A 12,461-nucleotide genomic window follows, 5' to 3' on the forward strand; every position below is an offset into this window, starting at 1 on the left:
TGCCGGTTCGCGTGCGCCGAGTTTATGCAGTGACCCCTTCTGGCTGTGGATTCAACCGGTCGATGCAATAGATTGGCTAAATCGTTCGGCGGGTGTTTCGTAGTCTAGTGTTTTCCGAGGGCGGCTATTTAGCTGCCTCGCAACTTCATTGAGCGTGGCTCGCGGGCGAGGGCGACGACTCGGTCTTTGCCCCAAGCTTTAAGCCAGCAAGGGCGGGTCTTTACCCGCCCCAGTGGTTTAGTTACGCACGAACGCCAGTAGATCAGCGTTAATCGTATCGGCGTTAGTTGTCGGCATTCCGTGGGGGAAGCCGGGGTAGATTTTCAGGGTGCTGTTTTGCAGAAGTCTGGCGGACAGAACTCCGGCATTTTCATAGGGCACGATCTGGTCATCGTCCCCGTGCATCACCAGTACGGGGATCTTGATACCCTTCAAATCCTCGGTGAAGTCGGTCTGAGAAAACGCCACGATCCCGTCATAGTGTGCCTTGGCACAGCCCATCATGCCTTGTCGCCACCAGTTCCACACGATGCCCTCGGACGGTTTCGCACCTGGGCGGTTGTAGCCGTAAAAAGGTCCTGCCGGAACGTCGTAATAGAACTGTGCGCGGTTGGCTTTCAGTTGGCTCTGCAGGTCGTCGAAAACCGATTTGGGCAAACCGCCAGGATTGTTCGCAGCCTGAACCATCAGCGGCGGCACGGCGCTGATGATGGCGGCCTTCGACACCCGGTCTTCACCGTGGCGCGCGATGTAATGGATGACCTCACCCCCGCCTGTGGAGTGTCCGACATGGACGGCGCCTTGTACGCCGAGGTGGTCGACCACGGCGGCAACGTCGTCGGCATAGTGATCCATGTCGTGGCCGTCCCAGACCTGGCTGGAGCGCCCATGCCCCCGTCGGTCGTGGGCAACGACCCGATAGCCGTGGTCCAGGAAAAAGAGCATCTGCGCGTCCCAATCGTCTGCGCTGAGCGGCCATCCATGATGGAAAAAGATGACCTGGGCATCACGTGGCCCCCAGTCCTTGTAAAAGATTTCAACACCGTCCCGCGTAGTGACGTATCCCATGTTCGTATCTCCTGAGTGAAGGTATGGCCTCGACCGACTCGAGATTCGGCCTTGGCCCTGATGAACGAAGTGCAGCCCATTCCATAGGTGTTGCAGAGGCTGTGTTTGTCGATTGATCTGCGGCTACCCATGGGCCCATGACGGTGGAGCAATGCATTGAACCTGGGCAGCTTGGCCGCTTTATGACTTTAGGTTTAAAGTCAACTTCAAGGTCAACGGTTTTTAGGGGTGAGGTATGAGAATTGGTGAATTGGCGAAAATCAGCGGGTTGGCGCCTTCTCGCATCCGCTTCTATGAGGCCAGTGGCCTGATCAAATCGGTCGAGCGCAAGGCAAATGGATATCGCGATTACGCACCGGATACCGAATGGGTTCTCGAGATCATTACCGGCGCCCAGGCAGCGGGCTTTTCGTTGGATGAAATCCGCCAGTTGATGCCGATGAATGCCAGTGGCTGGCAACACGATCAGTTGCTGGGTGGCCTCAAGCAAAAGGTCGAGGAAATTGAAGTCCTGCAGCAGCGGCTGGCCCAGAACAAGGAGCAACTGCTGCTGGTCATCAAGGGCATCGAGGGCAAACCCGAGGGCATGGCGTGTACGGACAATGCGCAAATGCTGATCAATCGTTTGCGCGAAGAGGGCGTGGCGCCTGCTTCGGGCAAACGTGCGGCAGGGGCCGCCAGGAAGAGAACCACCCGCCAGGCGTACGGGGCCTGACGGGCGTCCCAGCTCTCAGCGCTCGCCAACCAGCGTAGCGAGCGGTTTTGGCGCATAGAGTGCGCTCTGGAACTGCGGTACGTATTCGTACTTCAGCAGTTTCCCCAGCTTCAGGGAGCGGATGTAGTTCGACAGGCTGCCGTCGCCCAATGTGAGGATGGCCGCATCGGCGTCACGGCTGGAACCGTGGCTGAGCTGGCGGGAAACAGCATACCCGTAGGCCAGTTGGCCCTGGTGATCGAGGTTGGTGAAACTGTTGGTGATGATTTTGACATTGCGGGATAACTTCTCGAGCTTTTTCGCGGTGAAGGAGAGGTCCAGCTTGCCGGTCTGGCTGTCGGTGATGTCATAGACCACCGATTGCGCACTCTCTTTGCGGTCAATGCCGGTCAGCCACTTCGGCAGGTTGTAACCGACGACACCGCGCACCCGTGCCAACTCTGTATTGACCGGCAACTTGAGCACGTAACCCCAGAAGTCTCCCGAGATTGACTGGCCAATCAATGTGAGCGGACCCAGGTTGGCTTTGCCGGGTTTGTTGGTGATGATCGACACGGCCACCTCGTTGTAGGCGTCGTTATCGCAATGCTCGTAGGTATACGCGGTGAACGCGATCAGGCCACGCCCCGGCCAGATCTGCAGCGGTTGCACCGTTGCTGCCAGTTCGGGCGGCATCAGCGCCCGGAGCCGGTCGAGGTCGGCCGTGTAGACAGCCGTAACCTGGCTGTTCTGGTAGTAGAAGTTGGGCGAAAACGACTGGAAGCCTATCTCGACCTTGTTCTTTTCCAGGCTCTTGAACCAGCTCAGATCAACGCCTGGTATTTCGGCGGCGATTACCGACAGTGGCGGGTTGGACCGAAAGCGGTCGTAGAGACCGCCTTTGACGACGGGCACCTGATGGCCGGCGATATCGATGAGGGTGGTGTCGGTCGGACTGGGCATTTCAGGCGTCTCCGCCAACGCTGCGTTGGCAAATGGGTTGAACAGCAATGCAGTCGAAAGCTCGGTTGCGAGTTTCAGTCGCTCTTTTTCAAGGGGCCGGGATCGACCCTGGGGGGCAGCGAGTTACGTCGCTCGCGCAGAGCGCGGCGGTCACGGCTTCAGCTACGGCCCGAGGCGATTGCGGGTTCTGGCCGGTCACCAGCCTTCCATCAGTCAGGGCAAATGAAGTGAACGGCAGCCAGCCCTTGTGGTAACGCGCGCCCTGGCTTACGAGCCGGTCCTCAAGGAAGAAGGGCACCTGGCTTTTCATTCCCGATAGCCACTCTTCGCGATCAGAGAATCCGGTGATGTTTCTGCCTTTGATGATCAACCGGCCCTGGTCATCTTTCAGATCCAGGAGACCCGCTACGCCATGGCACACGGCTGAGACGATGCCACCCTGGTTGTAGATGGTTTCGGCCACGCGCCGCAGATCTGGGTTGTTGGGGAAGTCCCACATGACCCCGTGGCCCCCGGTGAAATAAATGGCGCTGAAGCGGGAAGGGTCCACGTCAGCGATCGGCAACGTGTTCTGCAGCCGAGCGCGAAAGGTTGCGGACTGCAAATGCCGCCGGGCGGCCTTGTCCATGTACAACCACCCCAGGCTCCGCTCGTCCAGAGGCACCGCGCCCCCTTTGGGGCTGGCAAATACTGTGGTGTAGCCGGCAGCTTCCACCACATCGGTGAAATGTGTCAGCTCCGTCAGCCACAACCCGGTGGTGTCGCTGCGTGAGGGATAGCTGGCGTGGTTGGTCATGATCACCAGTATCTGGTGCTCCCTGGAACCTGCCATCGAGGAGTTCGGCTGAGCATTTGCACTTGTCATGAAAGCACCACCTATCAATATCAATACACAGGAAACAAGGAGCTTGATCATCATTCCGGCTTCATCAGGCGAGCAGTTCGGCGCATGCTCACCTTAAACCTGGCTTTAAGGTCAACCCCGCGACGGCAAATAATTTCCGCGGATGCGCTCGTACTTCTGCTTGACCCTCAACCTGACTTTAACGCTAGCGTCTGATGCGCAAGGGGCAAGGCAATAACGCACGTTATCAATCCAGTCTGGAGCAACGCATGAGTCAGCAAGACAACCCGGATACGCAGATGAAATGGATGATCTATGGCGCCAATGGCTATACCGGCGAGTTGATCGCTCGCGACGCCGTCAAGCGCGGGCTCAGGCCGGTGCTGGCCGGGCGCAATCGCGACAAGGTCGAAGCCTTGGCCCGGGAGCTGGGCCTTGAGGCCCGGGTGTTCGGGCTGGATGACGATGCGCGCTTGCTTGCGCAGGTCAAGGGGCTTGGATTGGTGCTGCATTGCGCGGGGCCGTTTTCAGCCACCGCGGCACCGATGATCGAAGCCTGCCTGCGGGCCAGTGCGCACTACCTAGACATCACCGGCGAGATCGCCGTATTCGAACATGCCCAATCCCTGAATGAGCGGGCGCGAGCCGCGGGCGTGGTCATTTGCCCCGGCGTCGGCTTCGACGTAGTCCCGACCGATTGTGTCGCCGCCGCACTGAAAGACGCGTTGCCGGATGCCACGCATCTGGCATTGGGCTTCGATTCCCGCTCCAGCTTTTCGCCCGGTACTGCCAAGACCTCCATCGAGGGCATGGCGCAGGGCGGCAAGGTCCGTCGTGACGGTAGGATCGTCTCGGTGCCGCTGGCGTATCGGGTACGGCGTATCGACTTCGGCGCCGGTGAGAAACTTTCGATGACTATTCCCTGGGGCGATATCTCGACGGCCTATCACACCACCGGCATACCCAATATCGAAGTGTTCATACCGGGCTCTGCCGGCATGATCCGCGGTGCCAGATTCGCCAATCTCATCCGCCCGTTGCTGGGGTGGCCCTGGGTACAGAGGCTGCTCAAGGAGCGCATTGGCAAGCCAGTGGTAGGCCCGGACGAACAAAAGCGTGCCGACCAAGGCACCTATGTGTGGGGCGAGGCCCGTAACGCTCGGGGCGATCGCAAGGTCGCGCGGGTGCATACCACCAACGTCTACAGCCTGACGGTTTATGCCGCCTTGAGTGTGGTCGGTCATCTGTTGCAGGTGCGTCCGACGGGCGGTGCCTACACGCCTGCCAAGCTGCTGGGGGCTGATCTGGTGACCAAGCTGCCCGGCTCGGGCGCCTTGGACATCGAGTAAAGATTCTTGGGTGAAGTTGCAAAAAGGCTATTGACCTTCAAGTTCACTTCAATCTTAAGGTGACTCCATCTCCACTGAGGGCTACCCCCATGAATGTGTTCGATACCCTGATGCTTCCCAACGGTTCGACCATCAAGAACCGTATCGCCAAGGCCGCCATGGAAGAAAACATGGCCGATGCCGACCAGGCACCTTCCGAAGAACTGATGCGCCTGTATCAGGCCTGGGCCGAGGGTGGCGCGGGCCTGATCATCACCGGCAACGTGATGGTCGATGGCCGTGCCATGACCGGGCCCGGCGGTGTGGTGCTGGAAAATGAGCAGCAACTGGACAAGTTCAAGCGCTGGGCGCGGATTGGTCGTTCCGGCGGCGCGCAGTTCTGGTTGCAGATCAACCACCCTGGCCGCCAGATGCAGGCAAACCTCGGGCAGAAAACCTGGGCACCCTCGGCCATACCGCTGGACCTGGGCAAGATGTCCAAACGTTTCGCAACGCCTCACGCGATGACTGCGAGTGTGATCGATGATGTCATCCAGCGTTTCGCCCGTACCGCGCGTCTGGGTGAACAGGCCGGGTTCACTGGTGTGGAGATCCACGCCGCACACGGCTATCTGCTGAGTCAGTTCCTCTCGCCGCTGACCAATCAAAGAACCGATGAATGGGGCGGCTCCCTGGAAAACCGCGCGCGCCTGCTGCTGGAAATCGTCAAGGCGGTACGGTCCGTGGTGTCTGCCGATTTTGCGGTGGCGGTCAAACTCAACTCTGCCGATTTTCAACGGGGAGGCTTCACCGCCGACGATGCCCGGAAGGTGGTTGAACTGCTCAACGAGCTGGGGGTGGATCTGGTGGAGTTGTCAGGCGGCAGCTACGAGGCGCCGGCCATGCAGGGCGAAGCCCGTGACGGTCGTACCCTGGCGCGCGAGGCCTATTTCGTTGAGTTTGCACGTGACATCCGCACCGTCGCCAGGATGCCGGTCATGGTCACCGGGGGAGTGCGGCGACGTCCGATCGCTGAAATGGTCGTCCAGAGTGGCGTGGACATGGTGGGGATCGGCACGGCGCTGGCCATCGATCCGCACCTGCCCCGTGATTGGCTGCTGGGCAAAGACAGTACGCCGCAACTGCCGCCGATCACCTGGAAAAACGAGGCTATTGCGGCTTTGGCCAATATGGCGGTGGTCAAGTATCAATTACGCAAACTCAGCCGGGCCAAAAAAACCGATCCGAGCGTGTCGCCGTTGCGTGCGCTGGTGCTGCAACAACTCGCCATGGCCTTTCGCACCCGCCAATATCGACGTTGGGTAGAGAAGCGTTCGATGTAAGTCGATACCTGGCAAACCCACCGCTCATTATTTGGGCGAGAAAGTCACCTTGACCGGATTGTCGTGTTTGTAGGTTGCCGATGATGGCCCGTAGTCGAGGTTGAAGCCTGGCAGCCAGGCCCTGAGTTCAGTATCTGAAATCCATTCGAGCTGGAGCTGGCTTGCGGCCTCATTGGCGTCGAACTGAGCCAAGGCTTGTACCGCAGATTGGCAGGCTGCCGATACGCCGGATTCCAGTACCGAGACCTGGAGCTTCTCGCTCCAAGTGATGGATCCGCTTTGCGGGCACTGGCGTACTTGCACATGATATTTCCCGCTGGGTGAAGGCAGGTCGTAGACAATTTTGTTGGGGCCGCATGCGGCCAGCAAGGCGGATGAGAAAATCAGGGCGGGGACACGTTTATTCATAGCAGCGTTCCAATTGCCAGGAGGGGCAAGTGGGCAGTCGGCCGGCCTGCACTGGGGGCGTGCCGAATTCAGGCAAACAGGCCCCCGAGCGCATGCTCGACACGGTATTCGATGAGACGCCCATACCCCCGGACTTGTCTTACTTGGCCAGTGACAACGGCACGCCCCAGATGGGATCTTCCATGCCTTGCTTGCCCAGCGGCGTGATTTGCATGGGCTGGAGCCTGGACAGCAACTGCCGGTGCTTCTCGCTCAGGTTGCGCTGCTCGATGAGATTCTGCGTAAAGCTCATGGGCGCCGGCCAGGTATAGACGGTCAGGTTGTCGAGAGGGCACTCGATTTTCTTCGGGTCGATCGCCCGGCACTTCGACTGCTGGTACTTGTAGCCAGGGGTCTTCAGGTGCATGCGTGGGGCCAGCAGCAATTGGCCGCCCTGGATGGTGAAACTGGCAAGCGCCTTGTCGACCGGCAGGCGCGCCTGGACCTTGATCGCGGGAACGTCGCGAGAATCGGTCTGTTGGTAATAGCCGCCCGGGGAGAGCGCCGTCGTCTGGGTATATTGCTGTTCACCCCAGCTCACGCAGGCACCCGAAGCCCTGAGCACGGCGGTACAGACACCTTCGGTTTTGGTCTCGCTGCCATAGGTCGCGTCCTTCCAGACCTCTTCCCTGTAGTACTCGCGGTACAGCTCGGGGGACAGGTAGGCGGTCCCGTTGGCGCCATGGCCCGAACCGGGTGGGCCGCTGCGGGCGCCGACCTGGTCGAGCAAACCGTGGATCTGGTAGTCGTCGCCGCCGGTCAGCAAGTATTTGCCTGGTGGCAGGATGTGCACCTCGAAGGCCTTGAACAGATAGGTTTCACCAGGCGGCCTCTGCAGCGCGTTGGTCTGGAACTTGCGGCCGAAGGTCACCTTCGGATCCTTCTCGTATTCCCAGATCACCGTCGGCGTCCATTGAGTCATGGTCAGCGCATCGCTCAGCGACTTGTGCGGCATCACGTCCGCCACCAGCACCACCGCCATGTTCGCCTTGAGCGCTGCGTCCACCTGGTCCAACAGCTGTGCGTAGCGCGGATCGTCCATGCTGCCGTAGGCACCCGAATCGAGATCGGAGACGCAACCGGAGAGGGAAAGAGCGAGGAGCAACGCGGCGGGTAGGGCAGAGCGCTGCCGGAACAGTTTCATGTATCAATCCTTGATGGGCGTTGGCAGGAGGTGTTGAACAGCAATATTAATGGTTTGAGGGTAGAGCGCAATATTTAGGAAGGCCGGTCCGATGGCATGCGCAAAGAGCAAGAATACGCTGTGATTCACCTCACATATCGAACTCTGAACGCTGTGCGAATTCGACTTCGCAGGCCCATAACGACCTGCGCAGGTAGAGGCAGGGAGAGGGCGAATTGCTGTCCGTTTCTCTGGCAGAACCCGGATCCTCTGCTAGTTTTTTCAACGATCAATCTTGCCGCAAAAGATTCGCTCGCCAAAAAAACACTCAAGCAAGGAAGCAGCCGCATGAAGAAAGCCCCCGTATTCATCAGTGGCTTGATTGCTACGTCAGTGATGCTCGCCGCGATGCTTGTGCAGGCGCAAACCTCGCCGATGGCGCAGGTCTCCGGGCCTGAAGCCGATGTGAAGGTAACGCAAACCTACGTTCGGATGATGGCGCGGGAAGCGTATTTCTGGGGTTGGCCGATGGCCAATATCTTCAACCGCCGGCAGAAGTTCAAGGACCTGCCGGAGCCGGGACTGATGGGCGGTATCGTGCCCGTAGCACCGATCAACCATCTGTCGATGCTCACCGATTACATTTCCCCTGACGAGCGGCTGGTGGCCTGCCCGAACCAGGATGTGGTCTACGGTGCGGGTAGCATTGCCCTGGATATCGAGCCTGTGGTGATTCAGGTGCCGGACTTCGGCGACCGTTTCTGGGTGTATCAACTGGTGGACCTGCGCTCCGACAGCTTCGCCGAACTGGGCAAGATGTACGGTACCAAGCCGGGCTTCTATCTACTGGTTGGGCCGGACTGGAACGGCAAGGTACCGGAAGGCATTGCCCAGGTGTTTCGCGCAAAGACCAACACCGGTTTCGTGATCCCGCGGGTATTCCAGGACGATACCGCCGAAGATCGCAAGGCCATTCAGCCCTATCTGTCAGGCATCGATATGTACCCGCTGTCCAAGTACGACGGCAAACTCAAGCAGCGTGACTGGAGCAAGTCGCCGAAATTCCCTGCCGAGGCATCGGGAGACGAGGAGACCCGCTGGGTGCTCCCGGAAAAGTTCTTCGATGAACTGCCGGCGATTCTCAAGGATGCCAGGCCGCTACCGGGTGAAGAGGCGCGCTATGCGCAATTGGCGGTGCTGGCGCAAATCGCCCAGCGCGACCCCGAGCTGAAAAAAGCCATGATCGACGAAGCGCAAAAGGCTGACAGCGAGGTGGTCAAGCCGCTGTTGCAGTTTCGCAACTACGGCCAGCAATTGCCGCATCACTGGAGCACCATCAGCAACGGCGCGGCGTTTGGGACCGATTACTTCCTGCGCACGGCAGTCGCCCGGTCGAATATCTTCGTCAACAAGCAGATCGAGACCAAGTATTTCTACCAGGACCTGGACGAGGCCGGTACTCGGCTCAATGGCGCCCAGCGCTACAGCGTGACCTTCCCCAAAGGTGCGCTGCCGCCGGTCAAGGGCTTCTGGTCGTTGACGCTGTACAACCAACAGCATTTCTTTGCCGAAAACCCGTTGGGGCGCTATTCCCTCGGCACCAAGAACAAAGCGCTCAAGAGCAATGCCGATGGCTCGCTGACACTCTATGTGCAAAGCGACTCGCCGGGCGCGGACAAGGAAAGCAACTGGCTCCCCGCGCCCCAGGGCGCCGACTTCTCGCTATACGTACGCGCCTACTGGCCGGAAGCCGCTGCGATGAACGGCCAGTGGACACCACCGGCGGTGGTCAAGGTCGACTGAGCCGATTTTCCAACTGCGTTTCATAAGGACAGCCCATGAACCGTTTGCGCACTTCCCTGACGGCCCTGGCCGCAGCCATTACCCTGAGCGGCCTGGCCAATGCTGCGACGCGTTATGAGGAGCTGGCCAACCAGCCCTTTGAAAAGGGCTTCCCGACTGAGACAGCTGCACGCACCCTGATCGATGAGCTGGTGTTCCAGCGTGCCGTGCAGTCGTACCTGTGGGCCTTGCCGGCGATCAACATCTGGTCGATGAAGGAGGCTTCGGAGAAAGAGTTCGGCGCCGGCTACAACATCCTGCCCACCTGGAAAAAGCGCATCAATGCCAAGACGCTGGTGACCACGCCGAACTCCGACCTGGTCTACGCCATGAGTTATCTGGACCTGCAGAAGTACGGCCCACTGGTGGTCGAAGCACCGCCCGGTGTACAGGGCATGTTCGACGATTTTTTCCAGCGCCCGATCGTTGGCCCGACCATCGACGGCAAGACCTGGCGCGGTGACGTCGGCCTGGCCGGCCCTGACAAGGGCAAGGGCGGCACCTACGTGCTGTTGCCGCCGGACTACAAGGGGCCGGAGCCGACCGAGGGATACGTCTATCGTTCGCGCACCAACAACGTGTTCCTGTTCTGGCGCACCTTTTTCAAGGATCCGAAAGACCTCAGCGTGCCGGTGGCTGAAGTCGAGCGCACCAAGATCTATCCGCTGGGCAAAAAGGATGAGGCGCTGCCGATGCAATTCCCCGATGCCACCGGCGCACCGATCAACATGCTATTTCCCGAAGATGGTCGCTATTTCGACATGCTGTCGCGCTTCATTGACGCCGAAGCGGTGGACCCGGCAGACATGGACATGCGTGGCTTCCTGCACACCTTGGGCATCGAGAAGGGCAAGCCCTTCGCTCCGGATGCGCAACGGCGCAAATTGCTCGATGAAGCGGCGCGCACCGCGTTCAAGATGAGCAAGGTGGTGACCAGCCATTTGCTGCTCAAGGAACCGGGCGGCTTGTACTACAAAGATCGGCAATACGTGAATACCTTCGCCGGGGAGAACACCGAGTTTCAGTCCAGTGGCAGCTTCACCAATCTTGAGCAGCGGGTGGCGTTCTTCACTTCGGCCTACTCGGACAGCCCCGGCATGGTCATGAACATGGTCGGTGCCGGTGCCAAGTATCCCGCGACCACCCGTGATGCCGACGGCAAGTTCCTCGACGGTGCCCAGACCTACAAGCTCAACCTGCCGGCAAATGTACCTGCGGCGTTGTTCTGGTCGGTGACCGCCTACGACAACCTGACCGCCTCGGGCCTGGACAACGGCCAGCCGTTCCCGTCTCTCAATCAGATGGATAAGCCGGTGCAGAACAGCGACGGCTCCACCGATATCTACTTTGGCCCGAAATCTCCGGGCGAGGGCAAGAACTGGATCAAGACCGTACCGGACAAGGGCTTCCTGGTGATCGTGCGGCTTTACGGGCCCAAGCAGGCATTCTTTGACCAGAGCTGGAAACCGAGTGATTTGCTCAAGCAGTGATGAGTGTGCTCGTGTCGTGCCCCATAAGACGGCCAATGCGAACAACGCTTTTCGAAGGGTAGCCGGTGTGCGGTACGTTGAACCCTCTGCGCGATAGCGTTGAGCATTCCTTAATAGCCGTCAGGTATGTCTGAATCAGGCTAAATGGTGCCCACTTCAATAGGTGGACACCATTTCCCTGAACGTTGGGATCAGGCCGGACGATTACAGCCATAGTGACTGTCGACCCGTGGGTGAGATTTGCACAGAGCGGGGAGTTCGCTCACTGCCCCTTTATATTGATTGTCACCTGTAATCCCAGTGGGCCAGGCCTGTCGCAGATCAAAGTCATGCTGTCGATGGGATGACGCTCCAGCAATTGAAGCAGTTGCGTCGGGCGCAGACCTACTCGCACATGTGCCAGCAACTCGCGAGTGTGCTGAGACAGCGCTTGTAGCAGGGTGGCGGGATCATCAACCTGCAGATGCAGCCATTTGCGCGGCGCCGCGATATCCGGCAAATCGAAGCCGTCGACGCCTGTCTGGAACAGCTCCCCACCCTCGCTGTGAACGGAGGACGCAGCAGGTGAAATACCCAGGCCCTGCAGTAGCAATTTAAGCCTGGCAGCCTCGCCGGCAATGCCTGCGGCATTCATGGCAGAGAATGCGTAATTGACGCGCTTGCTCGGGGACTGCAATACGGCTTGCTCAAGAAAGGCCGTACGCTTGGGTGCTATCTCCCAAACCAGGGTGTTTTCAGTTTCGCAAGGCTGCATGGACTGCCTTTGAGCGGCAGCCTGATAAAACGGATGCTCACTCAGGGGCTGCATGACCTCGGACAGCCGAGTGGCCAACCCGGTATCAAGAAAGCTCAGATACGCCTCGAAGGTCTGGTTGGACTTCGCGTCAGGCCAGCACCCGCAAAAAGCCCTGAGTGCGTCACGGGCTGCCGAGTCGAATGCCTGCGGCAGGATCATCGTCCCCAGATCCCGGGATCGCCCGCCGTCGCTCAACAGCGCGGCGTAGTCCATCAGCAACTCGCCCTGGTCGACCCATTGAATACCGTGGTCACGGCCACGGCGTTGCCACAGACTGCGTTGCTGCTCATCGTGAGAAAACAGCAGGGCCGTCGTCTGTCCCGGAATGCATTGCGCCAGGAAGTCTTCAGTGGTCATCAGTTGAATGCCATCAACGGCATCAATCAGTACCTTGTCGTGCACCAACGCCACCGGTTCCCAAGGGAAGTCCAGATCCTGCAACGCGCGCTTGAAGGGCACTGATCGCGGCGTACTGTAATCCCAACCGATAAAGTAGAGTTTCTTGCGAACAGTCATGCCGGGC

11 protein-coding genes are annotated in these 12,461 nt (G+C 59.4%); 5 read left to right on the forward strand and 6 right to left on the reverse strand.

Translation table 11 applies throughout. The features are described 5' to 3' along the window. Positions 1–237: 237 nt before the first annotated feature. Positions 238–1,068 (reverse strand): alpha/beta fold hydrolase, encoded by an 831-nt coding sequence (locus BM382_RS01235; RefSeq protein WP_011061739.1) that lies wholly within the window; start codon positions 1,066–1,068, stop codon positions 238–240. A 235-nt stretch (positions 1,069–1,303) separates the two neighbouring features. Between BM382_RS01235 and BM382_RS01240 the strand changes: the two genes are divergently transcribed. Continuing rightward, positions 1,304–1,783 carry a MerR family transcriptional regulator gene (locus BM382_RS01240; protein ID WP_011061738.1) on the forward strand — a complete coding sequence of 160 codons (480 nt, stop codon included), beginning with the start codon at positions 1,304–1,306 and terminating at the stop codon, positions 1,781–1,783. A gap of 15 nt (positions 1,784–1,798) precedes the next feature. Here the strand turns inward: BM382_RS01240 and BM382_RS01245 are convergent, their stop codons facing one another. Then, positions 1,799–2,803, reverse strand: coding sequence for an acetoacetate decarboxylase (ADC) (locus BM382_RS01245; RefSeq protein WP_072441527.1), 1,005 nt, complete (start codon positions 2,801–2,803; stop codon positions 1,799–1,801). Between the two features lie 10 nt (positions 2,804–2,813). Further along, a complete protein-coding gene (locus BM382_RS01250; RefSeq protein WP_019095840.1) occupies positions 2,814–3,644 on the reverse strand; it encodes a type 1 glutamine amidotransferase domain-containing protein in 831 nt (276 codons plus the stop codon). Between the two features lie 194 nt (positions 3,645–3,838). On the opposite strand from BM382_RS01250, the gene BM382_RS01255 reads away from it, so the two are divergent. Both BM382_RS01255 and BM382_RS01260 read left to right on the forward strand, forming a co-directional pair. Continuing rightward, positions 3,839–4,918: a saccharopine dehydrogenase family protein gene (locus tag BM382_RS01255; protein WP_072441529.1), complete on the forward strand. Its 1,080-nt coding sequence runs from the start codon at positions 3,839–3,841 to the stop codon at positions 4,916–4,918. Between the two features lie 89 nt (positions 4,919–5,007). Next, positions 5,008–6,240, forward strand: a complete 1,233-nt coding sequence (locus BM382_RS01260) for an NADH:flavin oxidoreductase/NADH oxidase family protein (RefSeq protein ID WP_072441533.1) — start codon at positions 5,008–5,010, stop codon at positions 6,238–6,240. Positions 6,241–6,267: 27 nt separating this feature from the next. On the opposite strand, the gene BM382_RS01265 is transcribed toward BM382_RS01260, so the two are convergent. Continuing rightward, positions 6,268–6,648 carry a hypothetical protein gene (locus BM382_RS01265; RefSeq protein ID WP_011061733.1) on the reverse strand — a complete coding sequence of 127 codons (381 nt, stop codon included), beginning with the start codon at positions 6,646–6,648 and terminating at the stop codon, positions 6,268–6,270. A gap of 139 nt (positions 6,649–6,787) precedes the next feature. Then, on the reverse strand, positions 6,788–7,831 hold the full coding sequence (locus BM382_RS01270) for a hypothetical protein (RefSeq protein WP_011061732.1): 1,044 nt from the start codon (positions 7,829–7,831) through the stop codon (positions 6,788–6,790). A 327-nt stretch (positions 7,832–8,158) separates the two neighbouring features. On the opposite strand from BM382_RS01270, the gene BM382_RS01275 reads away from it, so the two are divergent. Then, a complete protein-coding gene (locus BM382_RS01275; protein ID WP_072441536.1) occupies positions 8,159–9,613 on the forward strand; it encodes a DUF1254 domain-containing protein in 1,455 nt (484 codons plus the stop codon). Between the two features lie 35 nt (positions 9,614–9,648). Next, positions 9,649–11,142 carry a DUF1254 domain-containing protein gene (locus BM382_RS01280; protein WP_072441539.1) on the forward strand — a complete coding sequence of 498 codons (1,494 nt, stop codon included), beginning with the start codon at positions 9,649–9,651 and terminating at the stop codon, positions 11,140–11,142. Positions 11,143–11,404: 262 nt separating this feature from the next. Here BM382_RS01280 and BM382_RS01285 read toward each other — a convergent pair whose 3' ends face one another. Continuing rightward, the gene (locus BM382_RS01285; protein ID WP_011061729.1) at positions 11,405–12,454 is read right to left on the reverse strand and encodes a hypothetical protein; all 1,050 of its coding nucleotides are present in this window, start codon (positions 12,452–12,454) and stop codon (positions 11,405–11,407) included. Between the last annotated feature and the right edge of the window lie 7 nt (positions 12,455–12,461).

The organism is Pseudomonas sp. NFPP25, assembly GCF_900116505.1.
GTDB lineage: Bacteria > Pseudomonadota > Gammaproteobacteria > Pseudomonadales > Pseudomonadaceae > Aquipseudomonas > Aquipseudomonas protegens.